This window comes from Ralstonia pickettii (assembly GCF_016466415.2).
In the GTDB taxonomy this organism is placed as follows: domain Bacteria; phylum Pseudomonadota; class Gammaproteobacteria; order Burkholderiales; family Burkholderiaceae; genus Ralstonia; species Ralstonia pickettii.
Genome location: NZ_CP066772.2, coordinates 306,618 through 332,794, shown reverse-complemented (window position 1 = coordinate 332,794; position 26,177 = coordinate 306,618). Strand labels below are relative to the sequence as shown.

The 26,177-nt window shown below is 64.6% G+C and carries 22 protein-coding genes and 1 pseudogene; 14 read left to right on the top strand and 9 right to left on the bottom strand.

Going from position 1 to position 26,177, the window contains the following annotated elements; all coding sequences use genetic code 11:
• Positions 1-160 precede the first annotated feature (160 nt).
• The 3 genes from RP6297_RS17750 (at position 161) to RP6297_RS17740 (ending at position 4,265) form a co-directional block, all read left to right on the top strand.
• The gene (locus tag RP6297_RS17750; protein WP_009240067.1) at positions 161-1,447 is read left to right on the top strand and encodes a glycerate kinase type-2 family protein; all 1,287 of its coding nucleotides are present in this window, start codon (positions 161-163) and stop codon (positions 1,445-1,447) included.
• The gene (pyk, locus tag RP6297_RS17745) at positions 1,444-2,862 is read left to right on the top strand and encodes a pyruvate kinase (protein WP_009240066.1); all 1,419 of its coding nucleotides are present in this window, start codon (positions 1,444-1,446) and stop codon (positions 2,860-2,862) included. The genes RP6297_RS17750 and pyk overlap by 4 nt, the downstream gene beginning before the upstream one ends.
• Positions 2,863-2,963: 101 nt before the next feature.
• Positions 2,964-4,265: an MFS transporter gene (locus tag RP6297_RS17740; protein WP_009240065.1), complete on the top strand. Its 1,302-nt coding sequence runs from the start codon at positions 2,964-2,966 to the stop codon at positions 4,263-4,265.
• Between the two features lie 8 nt (positions 4,266-4,273).
• Here RP6297_RS17740 and RP6297_RS17735 read toward each other — a convergent pair whose 3' ends face one another.
• The gene (locus RP6297_RS17735) at positions 4,274-4,465 is read right to left on the bottom strand and encodes a hypothetical protein (RefSeq protein WP_125472811.1); all 192 of its coding nucleotides are present in this window, start codon (positions 4,463-4,465) and stop codon (positions 4,274-4,276) included.
• 70 nt (positions 4,466-4,535) lie between these two features.
• Here RP6297_RS17735 and RP6297_RS17730 point away from each other — a divergent pair.
• A pseudogene (locus tag RP6297_RS17730) lies at positions 4,536-4,849 on the top strand (phosphatidylserine decarboxylase); the annotation flags it as partial.
• Positions 4,850-4,858: 9 nt separating this feature from the next.
• On the opposite strand, the gene RP6297_RS17725 reads toward RP6297_RS17730, so the two are convergent.
• The 3 genes from RP6297_RS17725 to RP6297_RS17715 form a co-directional block, all read right to left on the bottom strand.
• Complete coding sequence (locus tag RP6297_RS17725) at positions 4,859-9,793, bottom strand: NAD-glutamate dehydrogenase (protein ID WP_009240062.1); 4,935 nt, start codon at positions 9,791-9,793, stop codon at positions 4,859-4,861.
• A 159-nt stretch (positions 9,794-9,952) separates the two neighbouring features.
• Positions 9,953-10,282, bottom strand: coding sequence for a DUF2322 family protein (locus tag RP6297_RS17720; protein WP_009240061.1), 330 nt, complete (start codon positions 10,280-10,282; stop codon positions 9,953-9,955).
• 77 nt (positions 10,283-10,359) lie between these two features.
• Positions 10,360-10,755, bottom strand: a complete 396-nt coding sequence (locus RP6297_RS17715) for a DUF1801 domain-containing protein (RefSeq protein WP_009240060.1) — start codon at positions 10,753-10,755, stop codon at positions 10,360-10,362.
• A 464-nt stretch (positions 10,756-11,219) separates the two neighbouring features.
• Here RP6297_RS17715 and RP6297_RS17710 point away from each other — a divergent pair, with 464 nt between their 5' ends.
• The 5 genes from RP6297_RS17710 (at position 11,220) to RP6297_RS17690 (ending at position 15,711) form a co-directional block, all read left to right on the top strand.
• Entirely contained in the window at positions 11,220-13,604 is a 2,385-nt protein-coding gene (locus tag RP6297_RS17710) for an ATP-binding protein (RefSeq protein WP_009277068.1), read from the top strand.
• Positions 13,604-14,320: a methyl-accepting chemotaxis protein gene (locus tag RP6297_RS17705; RefSeq protein WP_009240058.1), complete on the top strand. Its 717-nt coding sequence runs from the start codon at positions 13,604-13,606 to the stop codon at positions 14,318-14,320. Before RP6297_RS17710 ends, RP6297_RS17705 begins: the two co-directional genes overlap by 1 nt.
• 11 nt (positions 14,321-14,331) lie before the next feature.
• Positions 14,332-14,865: a hypothetical protein gene (locus RP6297_RS17700; RefSeq protein WP_009240057.1), complete on the top strand. Its 534-nt coding sequence runs from the start codon at positions 14,332-14,334 to the stop codon at positions 14,863-14,865.
• 29 nt (positions 14,866-14,894) lie between these two features.
• Positions 14,895-15,260, top strand: a complete 366-nt coding sequence (locus RP6297_RS17695) for a response regulator (RefSeq protein ID WP_004631346.1) — start codon at positions 14,895-14,897, stop codon at positions 15,258-15,260.
• A gap of 118 nt (positions 15,261-15,378) precedes the next feature.
• Positions 15,379-15,711 carry a hypothetical protein gene (locus RP6297_RS17690; protein WP_004631347.1) on the top strand — a complete coding sequence of 111 codons (333 nt, stop codon included), beginning with the start codon at positions 15,379-15,381 and terminating at the stop codon, positions 15,709-15,711.
• 12 nt (positions 15,712-15,723) lie between these two features.
• Here RP6297_RS17690 and RP6297_RS17685 read toward each other — a convergent pair whose 3' ends face one another.
• From RP6297_RS17685 to RP6297_RS17675, 3 genes are all read right to left on the bottom strand, one after another.
• Positions 15,724-16,587, bottom strand: a complete 864-nt coding sequence (locus RP6297_RS17685; RefSeq protein ID WP_009240056.1) for a class I SAM-dependent methyltransferase — start codon at positions 16,585-16,587, stop codon at positions 15,724-15,726.
• Between the two features lie 24 nt (positions 16,588-16,611).
• On the bottom strand, positions 16,612-17,301 hold the full coding sequence (locus RP6297_RS17680) for a glutathione S-transferase (RefSeq protein ID WP_009240055.1): 690 nt from the start codon (positions 17,299-17,301) through the stop codon (positions 16,612-16,614).
• Positions 17,302-17,365: 64 nt separating this feature from the next.
• Positions 17,366-18,328 (bottom strand): GlxA family transcriptional regulator, encoded by a 963-nt coding sequence (locus tag RP6297_RS17675; protein WP_009240054.1) that lies wholly within the window; start codon positions 18,326-18,328, stop codon positions 17,366-17,368.
• Positions 18,329-18,417: 89 nt separating this feature from the next.
• Here RP6297_RS17675 and RP6297_RS17670 point away from each other — a divergent pair, with 89 nt between their 5' ends.
• On the top strand, positions 18,418-19,677 hold the full coding sequence (locus RP6297_RS17670) for an MFS transporter (protein WP_009240053.1): 1,260 nt from the start codon (positions 18,418-18,420) through the stop codon (positions 19,675-19,677).
• Positions 19,678-19,752: 75 nt separating this feature from the next.
• The gene (locus RP6297_RS17665; protein WP_009240052.1) at positions 19,753-21,159 is read left to right on the top strand and encodes an alkaline phosphatase family protein; all 1,407 of its coding nucleotides are present in this window, start codon (positions 19,753-19,755) and stop codon (positions 21,157-21,159) included.
• Here RP6297_RS17665 and RP6297_RS17660 read toward each other — a convergent pair whose 3' ends face one another.
• Complete coding sequence (locus tag RP6297_RS17660; RefSeq protein WP_223293311.1) at positions 21,160-21,534, bottom strand: hypothetical protein; 375 nt, start codon at positions 21,532-21,534, stop codon at positions 21,160-21,162.
• On the opposite strand from RP6297_RS17660, the gene RP6297_RS17655 reads away from it, so the two are divergent.
• The 3 genes from RP6297_RS17655 (at position 21,478) to RP6297_RS17645 (ending at position 24,968) form a co-directional block, all read left to right on the top strand.
• Positions 21,478-21,633: a hypothetical protein gene (locus RP6297_RS17655; RefSeq protein WP_009240050.1), complete on the top strand. Its 156-nt coding sequence runs from the start codon at positions 21,478-21,480 to the stop codon at positions 21,631-21,633. The genes RP6297_RS17660 and RP6297_RS17655 overlap by 57 nt on opposite strands.
• Before the next feature lie 159 nt (positions 21,634-21,792).
• On the top strand, positions 21,793-23,340 hold the full coding sequence (locus RP6297_RS17650; protein ID WP_009240049.1) for a methyl-accepting chemotaxis protein: 1,548 nt from the start codon (positions 21,793-21,795) through the stop codon (positions 23,338-23,340).
• Between the two features lie 191 nt (positions 23,341-23,531).
• Positions 23,532-24,968, top strand: coding sequence for a M20/M25/M40 family metallo-hydrolase (locus RP6297_RS17645; RefSeq protein WP_009240048.1), 1,437 nt, complete (start codon positions 23,532-23,534; stop codon positions 24,966-24,968).
• 324 nt (positions 24,969-25,292) lie between these two features.
• Here the strand turns inward: RP6297_RS17645 and RP6297_RS17640 are convergent, their stop codons facing one another.
• Complete coding sequence (locus RP6297_RS17640) at positions 25,293-26,063, bottom strand: SDR family NAD(P)-dependent oxidoreductase (protein ID WP_009240047.1); 771 nt, start codon at positions 26,061-26,063, stop codon at positions 25,293-25,295.
• Positions 26,064-26,177: the final 114 nt, after the last annotated feature.

Genomic DNA, 26,177 nt, shown 5'->3' with positions numbered 1-26,177 from the left:
GGCGTGCGTCAACTACAAGGCAGATAGGAGACAGCAATGACCCGACGCGTGTTCGGCGAGCCTTGTGCCTGCTCGGTGGTAAAGCGCACCCGGCAAGCTCGGCATCCCGCAGTGCCATCTCTGCGCCAGCGCGCTGCCGGCTAACCCGATGAGACATGACATGCGCGACGACACCGCCCGCAAGCTGCTGCGCGATATGTTTGACGCTGCTATCGCCGCCGCGCAGCCGGCACTGACGTTGCCCAGGTATCTGCCAGAACGCCCGAAAGGCCGCACGATCGTGATCGGAGCGGGGAAGGCGTCGGCCGCGATGGCGCACGTTTTCGAACAGGCGTGGGGCACATCGGTGAACGGGCTTGTCGTGACGCGTTACGGATACGCCGTCCCGTGCAAGCAGATTCGCATTGTCGAAGCGGCGCATCCCGTGCCGGACGCCGCCGGCCTTCTGGCCGCCCGCGAGATGCTCGACCTGGTGTCGGGGCTCACGGAGGATGACCTGGTGGTCTGCCTGATCTCGGGCGGGGGCTCATCACTCCTGCCGCTACCCCTGCCGGGTATCTCGCTTGCCGACAAGCAGGCCGTGAACCGTGCGCTGCTGGCCTCCGGCGCGACCATCACGGAGATGAACTGCGTGCGGCGCCATCTTTCAGCCATCAAGGGCGGACGCCTGGCCGCGGCCTGTTATCCGGCGCGCGTCTGCAATCTGCTGCTTTCCGACGTGCCAGGCGATGATCCGGTCGATATCGCGTCCGGGCCTACCGTTCCCGATACGACCACGCTGACCGATGCGCTCGACATCATCCGCCGTTACGACATTGCGATCCCTCCACCGGTGCGCAATGTCCTCACCTCTAAAGACTCGGAGACCATCAAGCCGGGCGATACACGCCTGCCGCGCATCGAAACCCGGTTGATCGCGACACCACGCATGGCATTACAGGCTGCCGCGCGTGTGGCTCGCGAAGCCGGATTCGCCGCATACGTTCTGGGTGACGCCATCGAAGGTGAAGCGCGCGACGTCGGCAAGGTGTTAGGCGGCATGGCACTGGAGGTGGCGCGCCACGCTGAACCGTTCCCGGTCCCGTGCGTGTTGCTCTCGGGCGGCGAGACAACGGTCACCGTTCGCGGCAAGGGCAGGGGCGGGCGCAATGTTGAATTCCTCTTGTCACTCGCGCTCGCATTGCGCGGGCAGCCCGGGGTTCACGCGATTGCGGGCGATACCGATGGCGTCGATGGGTTGGAGGAGATCGCCGGCGCCATCGTCACACCGGACACATTGCAGCGCGCCTGGCAGCTCGGCCTCCGCGCGCAGGACGCGCTGGCTTGCAACGATGGACACGGCTTCTTCGAGGCGCTGGGCGACGCGGTTGTGACCGGCCCCACGATGACCAACGTGAACGACTTCCGCGCGATCCTGATCGCGCCTGATCTGGAGCAACTCCCATGAGACGCCTGCGCAACGCGAAGATCGTCGCCACCCTGGGCCCGGCGAGTACCACCCCGGAGGTTATTGACGCCCTGTTCGAGGCGGGGGCCGATGTCTTCCGGCTGAACTTCAGCCATGGCACGCACGACGACCACCGGCAGCGCCTGGATACGATCCGCGTGATCGAGCGCGAGCGCGGCCGGCCCATCGGTGTCCTGCTGGACCTGCAGGGTCCGAAGCTGCGCATCGGTACCTTCGAGAATGGTCCCGTCCAACTGGCTTCCGGCGATGCATTCCGACTCGATCTCGACCGCGATGCACCCGGCTCGCGCCAGCGTGTCGGCATGCCGCATCCGGAGATCTTCGCCGCTCTGCACAAGGGCACGGAGCTGCTACTCGACGACGGCAAGATCCGGTTGCGCGTAGACACCTGCGGCGCTGATTTTGCAGACACTACGGTTGTCAACGGCGGCACGTTGTCGGATCGCAAAGGTGTGAACGTGCCGGGCGTCGTGCTGCCTCTGTCGGCGTTGACTGAGAAGGACCGCCGCGACCTCGATTTCGGTCTGACACTCGGCATCGACTGGATTGCGCTGTCGTTCGTGCAGCGGCCCGAAGACATCCGGGAGCTCAAGGCGATCGTCCAGGGGCGCGCCAGCATCGTCGCCAAGCTCGAGAAGCCTGCCGCCATTCAAAGCCTGGAAGCGATCATTGACGAAGCGGATGCCGTCATGGTGGCCCGCGGTGACCTTGGCGTGGAGATGCCTGCCGAGCAGGTGCCTTCCATCCAGAAGCAGATCGTGCGTGTTTGCCGCAAGGCGGGCAAACCGGTGATCGTTGCCACGCAGATGCTCGAGTCGATGATCACGGCGCCGGTGCCCACGCGCGCCGAGGCATCCGACGTTGCGACCGCTGTCTACGATGGCGCCGATGCGGTCATGTTGTCGGCGGAATCGGCATCCGGCCGCTATCCGATTGAAGCCGTGACGATGATGGACAGCATCATCCGACGGACCGAATCCGATCCGCTCTATCACGACGCCATCCAGGCCTCCCATACGCCTCCGCGCGCAGATGCCGCTGATGCAATCGGCTATGCGGTGCGCCATGTGGCGGGGCTGCTCAAGGTGCCCGCCACCGTCGCCTACACCAGCTCCGGATACTCCGCGCTGCGCATGGCGCGAGAGCGCCCCGAAGTGCCGATCCTCGGCATGACGCCACGCATGGCCACCGCGCGCCGACTGGCGCTTGCCTGGGGCGTGCATGCGGTGTTGTGCCACGAAGTGGTCGACGTGCTTGAGATGACAGAGCTGGCCAGCCGGACCGTCCTCGACGAGCACTTCGGCGAGCGTGGCCAGTCCATCGTGATCTCTGCGGGGCTGCCCTTCACGGTCGCCGGCACGACCAACCTACTGCGCATCGCGCAGGTTCAGTGATGGAGCACGCAGGAACGTGACCAGCGAAGTGCGATGAGAACTCGATAAAGAACGAGCCCGCACCGAGCTTGGGATTGTATGGAGCACCAAGGAGACAAAAAATGGAACTCGATATCGAAAAGCGTACGCTGCACAAGATCAGTTGGCGCATCGTGCCGTTCATCATGCTGCTGTACTTCATCGCCTACATCGACCGGGTGAACATCGGCTTTGCCGCCCTGACGATGAAGGCGGACCTCGGCTATACGGCATCGATTCTTGGCTTTGGAGCGGGCATTTTCTTCTGGGGCTATTTCCTGTTTGAAGTGCCCTCCAACATCGTGCTGCACAAGATCGGGGCGCGCATTTGGATTGCCCGCGTCATGGTCACGTGGGGGATCATCTCGGCAGCGATGGCCTTCGTCCAGGGGGCAACCAGCTTCTACATCATCCGGTTCCTGCTTGGCGCCGCAGAGGCTGGATTCTTCCCCGGCATCATCCTGTATCTCAGCTATTGGTTTCCGGCGCGTCACCGGGCAGGGGTCACCGCATTCTTCATGGCTGCCGCGCCACTGTCCACCGCACTGGGCTCGCCGATATCTGCCGCATTGCTGGAAATGCAAGGTGTGATGGGACTGGCCGGCTGGCAGTGGATGTTCATTCTCGAGGCCATTCCGGCATTCATTCTCGGCGTGGTGGTGTTCTTCTACATGACGGATCGCCCGGAACAGGCGTCCTGGCTGAAAGAAGACGAACGCGCGTGGCTGGTCAAAGTCATGCACGAGGAATCCAGCAGCAACACAGCGAGCGCTAATCACAGCATTCTGCGTGGCCTGGCTGATCTGCGGGTGATCGCGTTGGCGCTGATCTATTTCGGCACCTCCGCCGGCCTCTACACGCTCGGCATCTGGGCGCCCCAGATCATCAAGCAGCTGGGCATGTCATCCATGAGGGTTGGTCTGCTGAACGCCATTCCGCCAATCGTCTCGGTGGTCGCGATGGTCTTCTGGTCTCGCCATTCCGATCGGAGTGGGGAACGTACGTGGCACGTCGTGATTGCGTGCGTGGCTGCCGCCGTGGGTCTGGTGGTGGCCGGCAGTGCCAGCGGTGTGATTGGCCTCATTGCGGCACTCACGCTCGTGAACGTCGGGATCAGCTGCGCCAAGCCGCCGCTCTGGAGCATGCCTACGATGTTCCTGTCCGGGGCGGCCGCCGCCACTGGCATCGCCACCATCAACTCAATCGGCAACCTTGGCGGTTTCTTTGGCCCCGCGATGATCGGCTGGATCAAAGACCGAACCGGTAGCTTCGCAGGCGGACTCTATTTCGTCGCCGGCCTGCTCATGCTCTCGGCTGTACTCACGCTGGTGCTGTCAAGCACGCAGAAGTCGAAGGCGGCTGCAGCGCAGGCTGTGGCTCACTGAAACGGCTTTCACGTTGGGCCGTCGATACGGCTTGTGGTGCCGGTGGCGGTGGAGCTGTTCGCATTGGTGGCGGGCGCGTTGTCGCTGGTGCCGGATGGTGCGCCCGTTACCTGTGCGAACACAGCGCTGCTGCCCAGAGCAACGAACATTGCCGCCGCCACGCAGAACGCACGTGCGGAGGATGGGGTGCGATGCATCATGTTCCTCTCGTGAAGTGGCAGTGTCGTTGCCACGGACGCAACTCGCGGGCCCGTGCGCTTACCTGCCGGCGGCCAGAACGATTCGCAAGGCTACGGCGCGGCCATGGCCGCCCGCGCCATCATCACCATCGCCTGCGACGACCCGGACCTGGCACCGTGGGTTGCGTGTTCATCGGCATGGCCGAGGTGTCGTCGTGCATGGTCGACGTGACGCCGGGCCAGCATGTACGCAAGGGCGAGGAGCTTGGCTTCTTCCAGTGCGGCGGCTCGACGTACTGCCTGTTCTTCGAGCCCGGCGTGGTGGATGCCTTCGTTGTGCGGCCGCCGTTTTCGCACGACACGCCGCCGGTGCGCGTCAATGGGGCACTGGCGCGTGCCCGATAGCGGACTGCATCAGGCATCGACCTCGGCCAGTGCCCGGAGCCCCACCGACAGCATCGCCAGGTCAGGCGAGCCGGTAGCCACCTGGTCGGCGATGACGCGGTTGTAGCGCGCCAGCGCTTCCTGCCGTGTTGCCCGCCAGGTCTCGATGAGGGCGTCGGCGCTTGCGCCGGGCGCCGCATCTTGCAACACCGACTGCGTAAGCCGCCGTCGCAGTTGCCCCAGTTCTTCGAGCAGCGTTGCACGCGCCAGCATCTGCCAATGCGTTTGCGTCGGCAGGCCGAGGATGCCGCCTTGCAGCCATCCGTAACCCAGCGGCTGGTCGAGGGCAAAGTACACGCGGGCGGCGAGCCGTGCATCGCAGCCGCGGGTGGTTGCAACTTCGGCAATGTCGAGCAACGACACGCGCGCCGGCACACCGGTCGCCACACGCGCCAGCGTTTCCGGCACACCGGCTTCGCTGAACACCTGCTGCTGTTGCGCGGCGGCCTGCGCGGATTCCTCCGTTTGCAGCGCGCTGATTTCGGGAGCGAGCGCATCCACCGCAGCCCGGAACCGTTCCACCGCAGTAGGTACGTCCGACACGCGCCGCCGCAGGAACCACAGGGTGGCGCGCTCGTGCAGTTGCGCGAGTGAGGTGAACAGGGCGGTTTGCGTCTCGTGCGGCACCTGCGCATCGAGGGCATCGACTTCTTCCCAGAGCGCATCGAGCCGGTAGACTGCGCGCGCAACAAGGCTTGCCCACACCACTGCAAGCGGTTCCGCGCCGGTTTCTTCGGCCATCCGGTGCACGAACGTCACGCCGGCTCGGTTGACGAGCGCGTTCGCATGCATCGTCGCCAGGATCTCGCGCCGCAGCGTGTGCCGAGGGATCGACGTGGCGCAGCGCGTGTGCAGCGGCTTCGGAAAGTACGCCGGCAGGCAATCGGCCACGAAAGGCTGGTCGGGCAGGTCGCTGCCCAGCAGCACGTCGTACAACCACATCTTGCTGTAGGCCATCAGCACGGCGCGTTCGGGCGTGGTCAGGCCACCGCCGCTTGCACGGCGAGCGTCGATCTCTTCATCGGCGGGCAGGAATTCGATCGCACGGTTCAGGCGACCGCTGCGCTCCAGATGCCGCATCAGCCGTGCTTCCGGGTCGAGCCACAGCGCCGTGCGCGTACGCGCCAGTGACAGCGCTTGCGTCTGGAAGTAGTTGTCGCGCAGCACCAGTTCGCCCACCTCGTCGGTCATCTCGGCCAGCAGCGTGTTGCGTTGCTTGAGCGTCATCTCGCCGTCGGCCACGACCAGGCCCAGCAGGATCTTGATGTTGACTTCGTGATCGGAGCAGTCCACCCCGGCGGAGTTGTCGATGGCATCGGTGTTGATGCGCCCGCCATGCTGCGCGTACTCGATGCGGCCGAGTTGCGTGCAGCCCAGGTTGCCGCCCTCGGCCACGACCTTGCAGCGCAGCTCGGCGCCGTTCACACGCAGGCCATCGTTGGCGCGGTCGCCCACCTGGGCATGCGTTTCGGTGCTGGCCTTGATGTACGTGCCGATGCCGCCGTTGTAAAGCAAATCGGCGGGCGCCTTGAGGATGGCGTGCAGCAGGTCGTTCGGCGCCATCTCGGTCGCCGTCACGTCCAGCATGGCGCGCACTTCTGGTGTAAGCGCAATCGACTTGACCGTGCGCGGGAAGATGCCGCCGCCGGGGCTGATCAGGGCCCGGTCGTAATCGGCCCAGCTTGAACGCGGCAAGTTGAACAGGCGCTCGCGCTCTGCAAAGCTCGTGGCGGCATCGGGCGACGGGTCGAGAAAGATGTGGCGATGGTCGAACGCCGCGAGCAAGCGGATATGGCGCGAGAGCAGCATGCCGTTGCCGAACACATCGCCCGACATGTCGCCCACGCCCACGACGGTGAAATCTTGCGTCTGCGTATCGACGCCCATCTCGCTGAAGTGGCGCTTGACCGATTCCCATGCGCCGCGGGCGGTGATGGCCATCTTCTTGTGGTCGTAGCCTACCGAGCCGCCGGAGGCGAACGCATCGCCCAGCCAGAAGCCGTATTCGGCCGAGATGGCGTTGGCGTAGTCGGAGAACGTGGCCGTGCCCTTGTCGGCGGCAACGACCAGGTACGGGTCGTCTTCGTCATAGCGCACGACATCGCGCGGCGGCACGACGCGGCCGTCGACGTAGTTGTCGGTCAGGTCGAGCAGCCCGCGCAAGAAGGTCTGGTAGCACGCCACGCCCTCGGCCAGATACGCATCGCGGTCGGTGGCCGGAGGCGGTTGTTTGACGACAAAGCCCCCCTTGGAACCCACCGGCACAATCACCGTGTTCTTGACCATCTGCGCCTTGACCAGGCCCAGCACCTCGGTGCGGAAATCCTCGCGCCGGTCAGACCAGCGCAAGCCGCCGCGCGCGACTTTGCCGCCGCGCAGGTGCACGCCTTCCACGCGCGGTGAATACACCCAGATTTCGAACATCGGCTTTGGCTCGGGCAGGCCGGGCACGCGCGCCGGGTCGAATTTGAACGAGAGATACGGCTTGGGCTGCCCCTTTCCGTGGCCGTGTGCCGTGTCCGGCGGGCTCTGGAAGTAGTTCGTGCGCAGCGTGGCTTCCAGCACGCCCAGGAACTGCCGCAGGATGCGGTCTTCATCGAGGTTGGGCACGTCTTCGAGCGCCTCGTCGATCTGCTTGCGCAGCGTTTCGCTCGCACGCGAGCGCTCGGCCTCGGCAAGCGTGGGGTCGAAGCGCACCAGGAACAGCCGCACCAGCGCCCGCGCAATCGAAGGATTGCCGTTCAGCGCGCTTTCCATATACGCGTTGCTGAAGGTCGAACCGATCTGGCGGATGTAGCGCGCATACGCGCGCAGGATGCGCACCTCGCGCCAGGTCAGGCCGGCCTGCAGCACAAGGCGGTTGAGATCGTCGTTCTCCAGCTCGCCGCTCCAGATGCGCGCGAACGCGTCTTCAAAGCGTGCACGGGCTTCGTCCAGATCGACTTCGCTGCCGTCGATGGTCTCCATGCCGAAGTCGTGCATCCAGATGGGGGCGGCGTCGGCGGGTTCGATGCAGTAGGGCCGCTCTTCGTTGACGCGCACGCCCAGGTGTTCAAGCATCGGCAGGCTGTGCGACAGCGAAGTCGGCTGGCCAGCGCGGTAGATCTTGAAACGCAGCGCGCCGGGCGGCGCTTCGAGCGGCCGATAGAGCTGCATGGTCAGCAGGTTGTCCGCCGCATTGGCGGCGAGCAGCGGCTCCATCAGTTCGATGTCGCGCACGGCCAGGCGTGCGGCGTAGTCCTCGCGGAAACCCGCCGGAAACGCGCTGGCATAGCGGCGCAGCAGGCGGTTGCCGCGCTCTTCGCCGCCGCGTTCGAGTAGCGCGTCGGCCAGGTCGTCCTGCCAGCGCCGGGCGGCCTGCACGATGCGGTCTTCCAACTCGGCCACGTCCACCTCGGGCACATTGCCCGGCTGGGTGCGCACGGTGATATGGATGCGCGCCAGCATCGACTCCGACAGTTGCGGCGTGAACTCCACGGCGGTGCCGCGATACGCCGCCTGCAGCAGGCCCTGGATGCGCACGCGCAAGTCGGTGTTGAACTTCTCGCGCGGCACGAACACGAGGCACGACACGAAGCGGTCAAAAGGATCGCGCCGCACGAACAGGCGCGTGCGCTGGCGCTCCTGCAACCGCAGGATGCCCAGTGCGATGTCGTGCAGCGCTTCGGCGTCTATCTGAAACAGTTCGTCGCGGGGGTATTGCTCCAGGATCGTGACCAGTGTCTTGGCAAGATGCCCGTCGGGAAGGAAGCCCGTGCGTCGGATGACGTCGGCCACCTTGCGGCGCACCAGCGGAATATCTTCGGCGGGCACCATGTAGACGTTCGACGTGTACATTCCCAGGAAGCGCCGTTGCCCGCAGACTCGGCCTTCGGCGTCGAACAGCTTGATGCCGATGTAGTCGAGATACCCGGGCCGGTGCACGGTGGCGCGCGAATTGGCCTTGGTGAGGAAGATGGGCTCGGGCGCGTCGATAAATTTTGCGGCCCCCGGTGCCAGGCGCGTCGTGTCCGGCGTGGAAGTGTCGCGCAGCGCTTCACGCAGCACGCCCAGGCCTGTGCCGGGTATGCCGCGCAGGTAATGGCCATCGTCTTGCGTAATCAGTTCGTAGTCACGATAGCCAAGGAAGGTGAAGTGCCGCTCGAGCATCCAACTGAGGAAGGCCTGCGTTTCGGCAATCTCGGCGCGTTCCACGTCGCCAGTCGAGGGCTGTGCGGCGCGTGCGGCCAGCGCGTCGATGGCGGCCTGGGCGGCGGCCTGCATGGGATTCCAGTCTTCCACCGCAGCGCGCACGTCGCCCAGCACACGCATCAGGCCGTCGTGCAAAGCCTGCAGGCGGTCCGCCTCGGAGAACCGGTCGACCTCGATGTGGATAGTCGACTCGAAGCGGGCAACGCCGTGAGCTTCTCTGTCCGCAACGGCGGGCGTGTCGGGCATGTCGCCCGCGAGTGCCGCCGGGCGCTGTACGCCGCCGCCGGCCTCGACCGCCACGCGCATGCCTGCGCCATCGCGCTGTACGCGGTAGACCGGGTGGAAGGCGGAATGCAGCGCCAGCCCCTGCCGGTTGATTTCCATGGTCACGGAGTCGAACAGGAACGGCATGTCGTCGTTGACGATTTCAACGACCGTGTGGCTGCAGTACCAGCCGTGCTGTTCGAGGCTCGGGTTGTAGACGCGTACGCGCGGTTGCCCCGACACGAATTTCTGACCCAGCTGCCAGTGCGCCATCGCTGCGCCGTAGAGGTCGGCCACGCTGCGCGAGATCACGTCTTGGGGGTCTGCCAGACCGTAGTAATGCCGCAGGAACGGCTCGAACAGGTCGGCAATATCGGGCGCACGTTCGCGCGCCAGGGCCACGGCGTCCGCCATGTGCTGACGGACCTTGTCTTCGTGCTGGGCAGACATGAGGCGGCTCCCGAAGAAGGGCTGCTTCATGCTACGCCGCGTGCCCATGGCTGGCAATCAGCGTGCGCGGTGGCCGGCTTTCTGGATGCTGCTGTGTGCGGTGCAGCGAGAAAACGGGTGGTTCACTCGCTACTAGCAGCGGACTTCAGCGATATGTCATCAGGCCTTCACGACGTTGATGCGCAGTGCCGGCTCACCGGCCGCGATGGCCAGCAGGCGGTCCACATTCGGGTGGGCGCCGGGGCGGTTGCGTGCGTCGATGGTGTGCTCGGCAAACACGGCCAGGCCGTGTTCCGCGGCCGTGGCATCGAGCTGGTCGAACGTCTGCTGCAGGTAGTGGTACACCGCCACCGAACCTTGCTTGCCCGGCTTGTTTTCGATATCGGCGACCACGGCACCCTGGCCGTCGACCAGATCGATACGTTCGATGCCGTCAATGGCGGGCAGTTGGGCGAGGTTGTCCTTGAATACGCTGGTCGGTTGAATCACTGCGGTTGCTCCGTTGGTTGATCAGGCGGGCCGTATGTTAACGGCTCCGGCCCGACCCGCGCGAGCTTGCCTGTGCTTCAACGCTTGGCGCAGGCCTCGTTCACGGCGATGGCCGCCTGGATGAGCGCCTTCAGCGCTTTCTCGTTCACCTTGTCGCCCTCGCGGAAGTCGATGGCGCGGCGCGTGTTGCCGTCCAGGCTGGAATTGAAGAGGCCAGACGGGTCAGGCACGGAGGCGCCCTTGGCGAACGTCATCTTGACCGTCTGCTTATAGGCCTCGCCGGTGCAGATCAGGCCATGGTGCGACCACACGGGCACGTTCCATTTCCATTCTTCCGCCACGTCGGGGTCGGCTGCGCGGATGACGGCGCGCAGGCGGGCGAGCATCTCGCCGCGCCAGTCGTTCAGCTCTGCAATGCGTGCGTCGATCAGCTCGGACGCGGATGCGGCGGTGTCCTGCGTGCTTTTCTTCATGTGTCTGCCTCGGTTGGGGGGCCAAGCAGAACATTCTGGCAGGAACATGGGCCGGTAGCCAATTCGCAACAGTGGGTGAGACGCCCCATCAGGCTGCATGCCGGGAAACTGAGAAATACCCTTTTTCTATTTTTGGAATCAAAGCGAAAGAATCATTCGCGAAATAAAAGAAAAATAAAAAGGCAATTAATTAACGGCGACTGGGAAAATAACTTTAGCGCTTTCGCACAATTCCCCACTTGAGTAGGGGTGCCAAACGATTTCGCCTGTAACCAAGTGACGAGCGCGTACGCGCCGCAATGCCATCGCCACCGGAGATGCAATGCCGAAATGCCCGGAAGGTTGATGTGGCAGTCATCGATTGGTCATCTTCTGACTCCAATAATTGCGCCTTCGATGTTTAGGAAAGCATATTGGACTACCCCCTTCTTTCGGGGGGGGTGGTTGAATCGAGAGAATTTCAAATGACCATTCGTCATCGCATTACATTGCTGGTGGTGTTGATGTTTGTCGCGCTGGCGGCCATCGGCGGATACGCGGTCTACCAGACCCGCAGCAGCGCTGCAGAGGTCCGCCAGGTGACCGAGGGTGTGGTGCCGAGCGCGCTGGCGTCGGCCGACCTGGTATCGCTCGTCAAGGACGTGCAGTTGGCGACGATGGTGTTGGTGTATGCACCGGACGCCAACATCGTCGCGCAGGCCAAGGACGACCTGAAGGCGAAAGAAGCCGCCCTGCGCGCGGCATTGGATGTACAGGCCAAGCGCGCCAACAGCCACGCGCAGGAAGGTCTGGTTGCCCAGGCCAAGGAGGCCGTCGACAGCTACGTCGACGCTATCCAGCAGACCACCGACATGAAGCTCGCGGGCAAGGACGAGTTGGCACAGGCCTTCCTGTTTGCCAACGTGGCCAGCTACCGCGACGTGCTGGAAAAGATTGTCGAGACGCTGCGCATCGAGAAGAACCGCGAAAAGGATGAAGCCATTGCCGGCCTGAACGGCAAGCTCGCCAGCACGGCCACCACCATCGGCGTGGTGAGCGGCGTGGCGGTCGTCCTGCTCACCGCCATCGGCATGCTGCTGTATCGCCAGATCACCCGGCCGCTCACGCGCATGCAGGCCGAGATGAGCGAGATCGCCACCAGCCAGGATTTCACGCGCCGCGTGCCGGTGGGCCGCATGGACGAGATCGGCCATTCCGTCGTTGCGTTCAACCAGATGATCGAGAAGATCCAGGAGAACGCCGCGCTGCTCAAGCAGAAGACCGCCGACATCCAGGCCATGCTTCAGAACATGCAGCAGGGCATCCTGACCGTGGTCGAGGGCGGCGTGGTGCACGAGGAATATTCGGTCTACCTCGAATCGATCTTCGAGACGCAGGAGATCGCCGGCCGCAGGCTAATGGAGCTGATCTTTGCCGATACCAGCCTTGGCGCCGATACGCTGTCGCAGGTGGAAGCAGCCGTCGATGCATGCCTCGGGCAGGACATCATCAACTTCGCGTTCAATCAGCACCTGCTGGCGAGCGAGGTGGAAAAGCGCATGCCGGACGGGCGCACGAAGACGCTGGACCTGTCCTGGTCGGCCATCACCGATGAAAGCGACACAATCCTGCGCCTGATGCTGTGCGTGCGCGATGTGACCGAGCTGCGCAAGTTGGCGGCCGAAGCCAGCGAGCAGCGCCGCAACCTGGAGATGATTGGCGAGATCCTGGCGGTGAGCCAGGAGAAGTTCCAGCACTTCATCGACAGCTCCACGACCTTCGTGCACGAGAACGAACGGATCATCCGTCAGTACTCGCAGGCCGACAGCCAGGCCATTGCGGCGCTGTTCCGCAACATGCACACCATCAAGGGCAACGCGCGCACGTACAACCTGCAGCACCTGACCAACGTGGTGCACGAGACCGAGCAGACCTACCATGCGCTGCGCGAAGCCGACAGCGAACACACCTGGGACCAGGACTGGCTGATGCAAGAACTGGCGCGCGTGCGCGAGGCCATCGAGAACTACGCCCGCATCAACGAGGTGAAGCTGGGCCGCAAGGGCGACGCGGCGCCGGGCAATGCCTCGCAGGCAGCGCCGGACGTGATGGCGCGCATTCAGGAAAGCCTGCGTCTGCTGGAGTCAGCCAACCCGGGCAGTCTGTATGAACTCGTGGTGATGCGCGATTCGGTCTATCAACTGCTGCGCCTGCTCGGCAGCGAGACGGTGGACGCGCTGTTGTCGGGCACGCTGCAATCGCTGCCGTCGCTGGCGCAGGAGCTGGGCAAGGAGCCCGTGGCCGTGCGCATCGACGATAACGGCTACCGCGTGCGCACCGAGGCCCGCGGCATCCTGCAGAACGTGTTCATGCACCTGCTGCGCAACTCTATCGACCATGGCATTGAACCCGCCGAAGAGCGTATCGCTCAGGGCAAGCCAGCTTCCGGCACGATCGACATCGAATTGGGCGTTGACCAGGGCATGCTGCAGATCACCCTGTGCGATGACGGCCGCGGCCTGGCGCTCGAGCGCATCCGCAGCATCGCCGTGGAGCGCGGCTGGCTCGGCGCAGACCAGCACGCCACCGACGAAGACATCGCGCAGTGCATCTTCCGCCCGGGTTTCTCGACTGCCGACAAGGTGACGGAAGTGTCCGGGCGCGGCGTCGGCATGGATGCCGTGCAGGAATTTCTCAAGCGCGAGCAGGGCCGCATCGAACTGCGCTTCACCGACGACCACAAGGGCGCAGCGTTCCGCCAGTTCCAGACGGTGGTGTGCCTGCCCGAACGCTTTGCCGTTGACAGCGTGAACGCGACGCTCGGCGCGGCGCCGGCAGTACGCGTGGATCTTGATAAGGAAGCATCGTGATGGGGACGATTGTTATGGCCGTCATCGCTGGCGGCTTGGTTGCCGGTGTGCTGATGTGGGTGATCCGGCAGCGGAAGGTGAATGCGCTCGTGCGCACCTTGGGCGATGCCGATCGCCGCATTGCTGATCTGTCAGCGGATCTTACGAAGCACGCCGCGCAGGTCGAAACGGGCATGCGGGAAGTTGCTGCACTGGAAACCACGGTCGGCCAGATGCGCGATGCCGCTGCCGATCAGCTGGAGGTCATCGAGCAACTGCGTACCGAACTGCAGTCGGCCACGGCTGCCAAGGAGCACTGGGCGAGCCGCGCGGGGCAGATTGCCGAAGAAGCGGTGCGCCTGCGTGGCCTGGCGCTGACGTTCGAGCGCTGGCATGAGCAGATGATCTCGCTCATGGAGCAGAACCACGACATGCACGCGAAGAACGAGGAACTGCAGTCCATCGTCCGGCATGTGGTGATCGTCTCGCTCAACGCGTCCATCGAGGCGGCGCGTGCGGGGACGGCGGGCCGCGGTTTTGCCGTGGTGGCCAGTGAGGTGCGTGCGCTGGCGGCGCGTTCGGAAGAATTGTCAAAGAGCTATCGCAACAGCCTGCACTTGAACGATCTGACCACCACCGCCACGTTCCAGGACATCCAGGCGGGCGGCAAGATGATCACTGCATCGCTGTCGAGCGTCGAGGCGCTGGCTAGCCAGTTTCAACACCAGCTTCACTAGGCAGGTCTGACGTGATCCGCAGCAACGCACAAGAGAGTTTCGATCGCATCTTCCGCAAGGCCGCGCGTACGCGGCTCGTGCGGCAGGCCGAAGACATGTGCCAGATCGGCACCGCAGCCGAAGGCGACTCCGTCAACGGCGAAGAGGCACTGATCCTCACCATCTCGTCCATCGCCTTTCGTCTTCTGTTGGTGCTGCGATTTGATGAATCCGACGCCACGCGCACGTACTTCACGGGCGAAGGCGCCGGGCGTTCTTTTGAAGAAGCGCGTCTGGAAATCGGCAACCTGTGCTGCGGCGCGCTGAACCAGGAACTGCTGCAGGTGTTTCCAGACCTTGGCATGTCCACGCCCTATGTGGTGAGCGCGCGCTGCCTGCCGTATCTGGATGTGCTCAAGCCCGGCTACGTGGCCACCTACGCGGTCACCATCAACGACATGGTGCGCGTGGATGCCACCGTGTGCGTGTGTGCCCATGCTCCCCTGGATTTCGTGGCCGATGTGAGCGACGAAGTGGAATCCGGTGGCGAGCTGGAATTGTTTTGATTTGGAAGTTTGAGAACGAGGAAAGCGTCATGAGCAAGATTCTGGTTGTCGACGATTCGAGCACCGTCCGCGATGAGGTGGCCGGCTTTCTGAAGAAGCACGGCCTGGCGGTTGATACTGCCGTTGACGGCAAGGACGGCCTGGCCAAGATCAAGGCCAACCCCGGCGTCAAGCTCGTCATCAGTGACGTGAACATGCCCAACATGGACGGTTTGACCATGGTTGAGAAGGTGCGCGGCGAGCTGGGCAACAAGACGGTCAACGTCATCATGCTCACCACCGAAAGCAGCCCTGCCATGAAAGACCGTGGCAAGGCCGCTGGCGTGAAGGGCTGGATCGTCAAGCCGTTCAAGGGCGACGCGGTGCTTGAGACGTTCAAGAAGCTGGCAAGCTGAGAGGCGAGGCGGTGCAGCCGGGTGCGCCATGCTCAACCCGGCGCTGCAGGGCATGGCGCCCGCGCGATTTTGGAGCCAAACTTGCTTGCGTGAAGCTGGTTTGGCCGAGGGAGCCATCATGCAAGAGCTCGCCTTTCGCACGCTGCTGTACCGCTACTTCTTCTTCGGCTGGCTGTTCAAGGACGCCAGCCGCGGCAACCTGTTCGAACGGTCGGCCGCCTGGCGTTTCAACCAGGCGCACGCCCACTGGCTGCTGGCCTATATGCGACGCTGGCTGTGGTGCGGATTGCTCTGCTACACGCTGGGCGGCGTACTGGAACTGGGGCTCAACACGCCGGGGCTGTCGGTGCTGTTCTATGTGCCCAGCGCGTTGAGCGTGCCAGTCAACGTGGTCATCGGGGTGCTTTGGATCGGCCTGAAAGCGCTGCCAGGGCCGCTGCGCGAGCGGTAGGCACTTGCGAGCCTAGACCGTCGCCAGCAGCAGTTCTTCTGCGTTGCGCGGCGGGCGCAGGCCATCGGTCCGGCCGGAGAAATAGCGTTCCGTCAATGTGTCAGCCGAAATATGCTGGGCATCGCGAAAGCCGTTTTCGCGGGCCAGCGCGAGCATCTCTGGCGGCGTGAAGAAGCTGATGAATGGTGTGCCGCTCGCACGTGCGCCTTTCTCCGCCATCTCAAGGCCGGGCCGGACGTCCGGGTCCGCCATCTCCAGCGGCAGCAGGAATGTCATCGCCAGCATCGACCCCGGCGCCAGCGACGCCACCTGCCGCAGCGTCGCCGCATTGGCTTCCTTCGACAGATACATGCTCACACCCGTGGAGACCACGATGGCCGGCCTGCGCGTATCAAACCCGGCCGCGACCAGCGCATCCTGCCAGGATTCGCGCGCCTCGAAATCCACCGGCACGAAGCGCAGCCAACGCGGAATGCCGAAGCCCAGCGCTTGCAGACGCTGGCGCTTCCAGGCCTGCGGGCCGGGCTGATCGACTTCAAACACCGTCATGCGCGATGCCACATCGGGCCGGCGTTGCGCAAAGCTGTCCAGCCCCGCCCCCAGAATCACGTACTGGCTCAACAAGCCACGGCCCGCTTGTTCGATGACGAGGTCTTCGATAAAGCGCGCACGCGCCACAATGGACGCGCGAAACGGACGCGTGAACTGCGGGTCCATGTCGCCCCGTTGTTGCCAGCCGGGCTCCGGGGCGAGCAGCTTCAAGCCTACTGCGTCTTCCAGCACGTGCGGCGGTGCATCGCTGTGCATGTGCAAGGCGCGCCACAACGCGACGCGTGCTGCGGTGCTGTCGGGGGATGCTGTCTGTGGTTCGTCCATTGCTTACACGCCTCCATCGGTGGATCAGTCGGTCAGTCGGTCAGTGGATCCATCCAGATGCTGATACTCGGGAAACACGGCAACGGCCTGCACGGGTTGCTTCGTCATGCAGACCTCGAACAGGCGGCTGGTGAGCCACCCGGCCAGCCAGGCCTGTATTGCGGGCAGCGGCTGGCGGGCAAACCAGTCCGGCTCCACCGCCGCAAACTGCCGCACGAACGGAAAGATCGCCAGATCCGTCGCGCACGGCGTTGGGCCGCCAAGATAGCGTTGGTCTAGCAAGCGCGATTCCAGCGGCATCAGCAGCGTTTCTGTTGCCCGGGCACGCGCCGTCTCGCGCGGCGTTGCCTCTTGCGGATAGCGATCGGGGTATTTGTAGCGATCGAGCTGGCGCTTGAACTCGCCGTCGTTGGTGCGCAGCAGGGCGAGGTTGTCGTCGGATTGTGCGCGGCTCCACCAGCCTTCCGGGTCGCGTGCGTCGAAGGCCCACTGCATGATGTCCAGGCTCTCTTCCAGCACGCCGCCGTCGGTCAGATGCAAGACGGGAACAGTCCCTTTCGGGGACAGCGCCAGCAGTTCGGCGGGCTTGTCGCGCATGACGATCTCGAAGGTCTGGAAGCGTCGATTGGCTTGCAGCATTGCCAGCCGCGCACGCATGGCGTATGGGCAGCGGCGATAGCTGTAGAGCAAGGGCAGGGCTGAATTGTCGGCCATCGGTACGAATGCGGGATTACGGATTTCAGGGGCGTCAGGGTAACGGATTCATGGGTGCGGCGTGCTAGGCCGCCAGACGTGTATGTCCGGACCGCCCCGAGCGCCGCACCGATTGCGGCGGCTGGCCGAACACGCGGATGAACGCCCGCCGCATGCGTTCCGGATCGGCAAAGCCGACGGCGCGCGCAATGTGTTCCAGCGATTCGTCACCCGCTTCCACGCGGGGCCGGGCGATTTCGGCACGGAGCTTTTCGATGGCCTTGGCGGGCGTCTGGCCGGTCTCCGCCACAAAGGCGCGGTCGAACTGGCGGCGGCTCAGGTGAGCAACTTCGGCCAGGCGGTCGACGTCCAGCGCCTCGTGCAGGTGCTCGCGCGCATAGCCCAGCGCCCGCGCAATGCGGCTCGATGCCGGGTCCAGCTCCAGCAAGGTCGAGAACTGCGATTGCCCGCCGGGCCGCCGGTGATAGACCACCAGCTCGCGGGCCACGGCGCGCGACACGTCGACACCCAGGTCTTCCTCGATGAGCGCGAGCGCCAGGTCGATGCCGGACGAGATGCCGGCCGACGTCCACACAGGGCCGTCGTGGATGAAGATGTGATCGCTCTGCACCTGCACGCGCGGATAGCGCCGCTGCAGCAGCGCCGCCATGCGCCAGTGCGTGGTGGCGCGGCGGCCATCGAGCAGGCCCGCCGCCGCCAGCGCAAAGGCGCCGGAGCACACGCTCGTCATGCGCCGTGAATGCGCTGCCGCTTCCCGCACGAAGGCGATCAGCCGCGGCGAGAACGCGTCTTCGCGCGGGCCGTTGCCGCCCGAGATGACCAACGTATCGAAGGCCGGATCGTCCAGGCCCTGCGTCTGCATGACGAGGCCGGGCGCGCTCTGCACCTGCGCGCCGCCTTCGGACAGCACGTCGATCCGATACGCCGGCTGGGCCGCGAGCCGGTTTGCCACGTCAAAGGCTGTCAGCGGGCCGGTGAAATCGAGCAGGCTGCAGCCCGGAAACACCAAAAAGCCGATTCTGCGCATGATGTCTTGAAATGAGGGATTAACGTCATTTAGGCCTGATGTTGCTCCGCCAGACTGCTGCTGTCAAACGCATTTCTGGAGAGACGATCATGACAACCGCGATGGGCTTGCCGGCCACGTCGACGCCCCTGCCGCGCCATCACCGCTGGAAGGTGCTGGGCGTGGGCGTGGCGGCCAATGCGAGCTTTTCGGCAGCGTTTTCGGGCATCCCGACGACTGCCGTGTTCATCCGCTCGGCGTATCACCTGGGCAATGCGGAGCTGGGCGTGGCGCTGGGCGCGCTGGGGCTTGGCATTGCCATCAGCGAGCTGCCGTGGGGCTTGCTGACCGACCGCTGGGGCGATCGCACGGTGCTGCTGGCGGGGCTGGGGCTGACCGCGCTGGCGCTGTTCGTGATGGCATGTTGCGTGGTGCCGCTGCATGGCAACGTGCCGCCGCTCGCGTGGCTGGTGGGCGGCATGCTCAGCGTCGGCCTGCTGGGCGGCAGCGTGAACGGATCGAGCGGCCGCGCCGTCATGGGCTGGTTTCGCGAAGGCGAGCGGGGGCTCGCCATGAGCATCCGCCAGACCGCCGTACCGCTGGGCGGCGGCATTGGCGCGCTCGTGCTGCCGACTATCGCCGCGCACGCGGGGTTTGCCGCCGTCTATGGCGTGCTGGCGGCGGCATGTGCGTTGACTGCGGTACTGACGTGGCTGTGGGTGCATGACGCGCCGGACACGGTGAATGCGGTTGCGCAAGCAGCCCCGCCCGGGGGCACTGGCCCGCTGCGCGATCCAACGCTGTTGCGCATGGCCCTGGCCATTGGGCTGCTGTGCGTGCCGCAAGGCGCGGTGGTCGCTTTTGCCACGGTGTTCCTGCGCGACTTCGCACACGCCAATGTGCTCACACTCAGCCTCACCATGGCAGCGGTGCAGGGCGGGGCGGCCGTCATGCGCGTATGGAGCGGGCGTTGGACCGACCGCCACGGCAATCGCCGCGCCTATCTGCTCGCGTGTGCGCGGTTGAGCGTTGCGCTGTTCGTTGGGCTGGCCGGCGTGGCGTGGATGACGTCGGCGCTGTCGATCGATCTGTCGGTCATGCGCGTTGCGCTGGTGGCGGCCGTGGTGGCGGGCGGCATTTGCGTATCAGCGTGGCATGGCGTGGGCTATACCGAGCTGGCGACGCTGGCCGGTGCGCAGCGCGCCGGCACGGCGCTGGGGCTCGGCAACACGGGCGCGTTTGCGGCACTCGGGCTGACGTCGCTGTGCCTGCCGCAGGTGTTGGCGTGGTCGTCGTGGCCGGTGGTGTGGCTGGTGGCGGCCGCCAGCGCGCTGATTGCATGGCGTGTGCTGCCGGCGGTACGTCAGTAGACGCGCGCAACGCCAATCCCCTCGTTTCTTCCTATAGTGGCCCGCAGAACAACGCAACGAAACGAGGGGGCCACCATGGCAGGCTTGAATGCAATCGAGCACGTGGTCGTGCTGATGTTGGAGAACCGGTCGTTCGACAACCTGTTCGGCACGCTCTATTCAAAGAGCGCAGAGTTCGACGGCCTGTCTGGCGAAGAGACCAACCCCGACGGCGGCGGCCAGCCCATCCGGGTGTGGACAACCCCCGCGCCGCCCAACGTGATGACGCTGCCCAACCCCGACCCGGGCGAGCTGTTCACCGACATCAACCAGCAGCTCTTCGGCCAGCAGATGCCGCTGGGTCAGACGCCCACCATGCAGGGCTTCACCACCAACTACGCCAAGAACGGTGGCGACCCGCGCGACATCATGCATTTCTTCACGGCGGACCAAGTGCCAGCACTGAGCACGCTGGCGCGCAACTACGCCGTATGCGATGCGTGGTTTGCCTCCGCGCCGTGCCAGACGTGGCCGAACCGGTTCTTTGTGCACACCGGTACCGCGCACGGTTATCCGAACAACTCGCCGGTGCACTTTCCGTACTTGATGCCGACGCTGTTCAATGCGCTTGACGGCGTGGTGCCCGACGATTGGGCTGTCTATTACCACGACTTCGCGCAGTCGCTCACGCTGACGCGGCTGTGGCTGCACCTGGATCACTTTCACCTGTTCGACGATTTTCTCGACGATGCGTCCAGCGGAAAGCTGCCCTCGTACAGCTTTATCGAGCCACGTTACTTTGCCGATCTCGACTGGCCCAACGACATGCATCCGCCGCACGACATCGGCTACGGCGATGCTTTGGTCGCGCAGGTGTACAACGCGCTGCGCAATTCGCCGCAGTGGCATCAGACCCTGCTCGTGATCACCTTCGATGAGCACGGTGGCTGTTTCGACCACGTGCCGCCGCCCGCCGTGGTGCCGCCAAGCCCGCCGCAGCCGGGGCAGCTCTTCGCGTTCGACCGGCTGGGCGTGCGCGTGCCGGCGGTGGTGGTGTCGCCGTGGATTCCCAAGGGCACGATCTTCCGCTCGACCGCGGCGCAGCCGTACGACCACACCGCCATCATCAAGACGCTGCGCGTGCGGTACAACATCCGGACGCCGCTGACCGCCCGGGATGCCAGTGCGCCCGACCTCGGTCAGGTGCTGGAACTGAGCGCGCCCGACGACAACCGTGATCCCGTTGTCGCCCGTGCCATGGCAGCGAACCCGGCCGGCTTGCAGGCCGCCCGCAACGCGCCGCTCAACGACTTCCAATGGGCCATGCACGAATCGGCGGCGATGCTCGCGCCGCTGGGCACCGGCATCAGCATTGACGACCACGTGCGCAATCTGTCGACTGATCAGCAGGCGCCCGTGCCCGCCGTACAGAATGCCCAGCAGGCGGCGCAGCACATCAAGGATGTGCTGGCATCGATGGACTTGCCGCATGCGGGGCAATGATCATGAACGCACCGCTTCAACACCCGCCCCGTCGTCATACGCGCTTTCAGAATTGGGGACGAGCCGTTCCTGCACGCTGTCTTTCGTTCTGCCGTGCACGGCATCGCCGCCCGCCGATACACGCCCGAACAATGCGAAGCCTGGGCCCCGACCGACTACGACGTCGCCCAGTGGCATGAGCGCATCCGCCGCATCCAGCCGTTCGTGGCGGAACCCGACGCGCAGCCCGTCGCTTATGCCGAGTTGCAGGCGAATGGATAGATCGATCACTTCTTCGTATCCGGCAACCATGCGCGACAAGGCATCGGGCAACAACTCATGAGCCACATCCTCGGGTTGGCAGCGCAGCGCGACATGCCGCGTGTGCAAGCGCACGCGCGCTTGAACGCCGAGCCCTTCATTGCCCGCAACGGGTTTGACGTGGTCGCACGCCAGGCGGTGACGGTGCGCGGGTCTTGCTCGATAACGCGGTGATGGCGCGCATGCAGGCGTGAGCCAAGAGCGGCACGAGGCTTTGTTCTTCGGGGAAACCCTAGGAATGGAGTTAAAGTCTTTTGAAGATCTGTCGTTAGTTTTGTTGAATTCGGATCCCTGAGAGGAACCACTTCACGCTCCCCCAACTTCGCGACAGATATGAAGACGCTCTCCATCAAGGCACGGCTGGCGCTGGTGCTGTTTGTTCTGGCTGCATTCCTGACGGGTGTCGGCGCGCTGGGACTGGTCGGCAACCTGCGCTCCAACGCAGCGCTCAAGGAAACCTTCTCCAATAACCTTCCTTCCACGCGCGCGCTGGGGCTGGCCGAATCCAAGCTTGCGCAAGCACGCACCGCGTTGGATCGCGCCATCTTCGAGCCCGATCCGTCCAAGAGCGCGGACGCGCTGGGCCGCATCGCAACGCAGATTGAGAGCAGCGAGAAAGCGTGGAAGGACTATCTGGCCCTACCGTTTTCGACGCCCGAAGAGGAGCGCATTGCGGGCGAAGCCGGCAAGCAGCGCAGCCTCATCATCAAGGATGGGATCGGTGGAGCGATCGATGCGCTCCGCCGTGGCGACAAGGATGCGGCGCGCGTGCTGGCACTGGAAAAAATCCCGACGCAGTTCCGTGTCTACGCAGAGCAGTCCGATCGCCTGAATGCGATTCAGGAGGAAGTGTCCTCGGCTGCCTACGCTGCATCGCAGTCGTTCTTCAACGGGCTGCTGTGGACCTTCGGCCTCGTGATCGCCATCGGGCTGGCGCTGGCCGTCGGTTGCTATGTCGTGCTCTCGCGTGCCATCTCGCGCCCGCTCGCAGAGATGCTCGTGCACTTCCACGAAATTTCGGGCGGTAACCTGACCACCGACGTGCGCATCCACTCGCGTGACGAGATGGGCCTGCTGATGGAAGGCCTGCAGCAGATGCAAGCCAAGCTGAAGGAAACCGTGGTGACGGTGCGTCGCGGCAGCGAGTCGATTGCCTCTGCCACGCAGCAGATCGCCGCGGGCAACACCAATCTGTCGCAGCGCACGGAAGAGCAGGCCAGCTCGCTGGAAGAAACCGCGTCGAGCATGGAAGAGCTGACGAGCATCGTGAAGCAGAACGCCGACAACGCGCGTCAGGCGAGCACGCTGGCCGTCAACGCCTCCGAGATCGCCGTGCAGGGCGGTGCCGTGGTGCAGGACGTGGTGACCACCATGGGCGAGATCAGCGAATCGTCGCGCAAGATCACCGACATCATCGCCGTGATCGAAGGCATTGCGTTCCAGACCAATATCCTGGCGCTCAACGCTGCGGTGGAAGCCGCGCGTGCCGGTGAACAGGGCCGCGGCTTTGCCGTGGTGGCCGGTGAAGTGCGCACGCTGGCTCAGCGCAGTGCAGGCGCTGCCAAGGAAATCAAATCGTTGATCGAAGATTCCGCTACGCGTGTGGAATCGGGCTCGACGCTGGTGGCGCGCGCGGGCAAGACGATGGAAGAGATCGTCGTGGCCGTGAAGCGCGTGACCGACATCATGGGCGAGATCAGCGCGGGCTCGGCCGAGCAAAGCACCGGTATCGAGCAGATCAACGAAGCCGTCACGCAGATGGACGACGTGACGCAGCAAAACGCCGCGCTTGTGGAAGAAGCCGCTGCTGCTGCACAGGCCTTGGAAGAGCAAGCGGACGAGCTGCGCCGCGCTGTGGCGGTGTTCCGCGTGGCGATGTAAAGCACCATTCCTGATGGGTTGCCGCGGCAGCGAAACGGCTGCCGTGGCGCTACACTGCGGGGTCGGCCTTCGGGTCGGCCCCGCTTTGTTTTATGCGGTGCACTCAGAAGCCGCTCATGGCCTTGTTACGCCCCTCGAGCCACTCGCTACGTGCCATGAGCCGGTTCACATAACGATTATCCGGAGGTGTCATGCGTTTCCAGTGTCGTCGTGTTCCCGTTCGCGTCTTGGTGTCTGCAGCCGTGTTGGCATGCAGCGCCGGCGCGTTCGCTCAGAGCATTCCCGCCAGCAAGCCCGCGCCCACCACGCTCACGCCCGAGCAGCAGCGCTACCACGACATCTACAAAGAGCTGGTCGAGATCAACACGACGCATTCGGCAGGTGACACCACCAAGGCCGCTCGCGCGATGGAAAAACGCCTGCGCGATGCCGGCTTTGCCGCCGCCGACATGCAGGTGCTTGAGCCTTTCCCGAAGAAGGGCAACCTGGTGCTGCGTTTCAAGGGCAGCGGTGCCAAGCGGCCCATGCTGCTGCTGGCCCACATTGACGTGGTGGAAGCCAAGCGCGAAGACTGGAAGACCGACCCCTTCACGCTGCAAGAGACCGACGGCTATTTCACCGCACGTGGCGCGATCGACGATAAGGCGATGGCCTCGGCTTTTGTGTCAGTGCTCGGGCAGCTCAAGCAGGAAGGCTTCAAGCCCTCGCGCGACATCATCCTGGCGCTGACCACCGACGAGGAACGCGGCGATGTGCCGACCAACGGCGCGTACCGGATCGTCAACAACAAGCCGGAACTGGTGAAGGCCGAGTTCGGCATCAATGAAGGCGGCGGTGGCGAACTGCGCAACGGTAAGCCGGTGCTGCACCGCATTCAAGTGGCCGAGAAGATGTACACGACGTACGAGCTGGAAGTGCGTGACGTGGGCGGCCACAGCTCGGTGCCGACAAAGACGAACCCGATCTATGCACTGTCGGCCGCGCTGGATCGGCTAGGGGCGTATCAGTTTCCGGTCAAGCTGGCCGACGTGACGCAGACCTACTTCTCGCGCAGCGCGCCGCTGGCGACGGGGCAACTGGCGGAGGACATGCGTTCGGTCGGCACCGGCAAGCCGGACCAGGCTGCGATCGATCGGCTCTCGGCCGTGCCGTTCTACAACGCGCAGTTGCGCACGACCTGCGTGGCCACGATGGTCAACGCCGGCCATGCCGAGAACGCGCTGCCGCAATCGGCCAAGGCCACCGTCAATTGCCGCATCCTGCCGCACGATGATCCGGCGGATATCGATCGTCAGCTGAAGCAGGTGATCGGCAACGAGAAGATCAGCGTGCGCTACGTCAACAAGCCGCTGGCGAGCCCCGCGTCGCCGCTCAATGGCGACTTGGTAAAGACCGTGGAAGCGCTGACGCAGCAGATGTGGAATGTGCCGGTGATTCCTGCCATGAGCACGGGGGCAACCGACAGCCGGTTCATGCGCAATGCCGGCATTCCGATGTATGGCGTGTCGGGGTTGTTTACCGAGCCGGCTGACTTGCGCACGCATGGCCTGGATGAGCGCATCGAGATTGCGCGGTTGTATGACGGGCGGGAGTTTCTTTATCGGCTTGTGAAGCGGTTGGCTGAGTAAATTGTTGGGCGCTGCGCTCGTGTTTGTCTTCGGACGCGGCTTGTTAGTGCTGGCTTGTGTTGGGTTTCGTCCCCTGCCGGGGCCGACCTACTTTCTTTGTCTTGCCAAAGAAAGGTAGGCAAAGAAAGGCGCGCCCGAGATGGCGACTTCCCCTTGGATTTGTGTCACGGGGAGGGAGGGGAGGCAAACTCGCTGCGCTCAGACAGCCTCCCCTCTTTTTCCTCCCCGCGACAAAACTCCAAGGCGCCATCTAGGGCAGGGTACGGCCACACCGTCTGTGTATCTGTGTTGGCGTCTTGGCCAGCGTCCGTAGAGGGGCGGGTGTTAGATGAAGCCGCCGTCGGTCATCAAGGTGCGGCCGGTGATCCAGCGGGCGTCGTCCGAGGCCAGGAAGGCGATGGCGTCGGCAATATCGTCCGGTTCGGCCAGACGGCCCATCGGTGTCGATTCGCGCATGTGTGCTTTCACTTCATCGGGAATCGGGGCGGTCATGTCGGTGCGCGTGAGGGCGGGGGCCACGGCGTTGACGGTGATGTTTCGCGGGCCCAGTTCTACGGCAAACGCGTGGGTGAGGGCGCCGACGGCGGCCTTGCTTGCCGCATACACCGCCAGCCCTGCGCGGGGCCGGTATACCAGGCTCGACGACACGTTCACGATATGCCCGCCGCGCGCCGGCACATGCGGCAGCACGGCTTGCGTGACGAGAATCGTCGAGAACGCATTGGTGCGGAACTGCGCGTCGAACGATGCGAGGTCGATGCTGCCGACCGGCTGGTTTTCCAGAATGCCGGCATTGTTGACGAGGATGTCGATGGCGCCGAAGGCTTCGCGCACGGTGCTCACCATTGCGTCAACAGACACTGCGTCGCCCACGTCGGCCTGTACGGCAATGGCCTGCGCGCCGGTGCTGCGGATGCGGTTGACCACGGCATCGGCTTCTGCGGCGTTGCTGCGATAGACCACGGCCACCCGCGCGCCGTCGGTGGCCAGTCGATGCGCTACGGCGGCGCCGATGCCGCGCGAGCCACCGGTGACGATGGCGGTGCGGCCTGCCAGGCGTTGGGGTGTGGACGGGGTGGTTTGAGTTGCGGACATGCTGTTCTCCTGAATGGGTGCGACGTTTCGGGAGAACAGGTTACGAACGAGCGGGCTTGTGCGCAGCCCGTTCGGCCGCGACGCGGCGTTCCAGCATTGGAACGACCGAGGCCG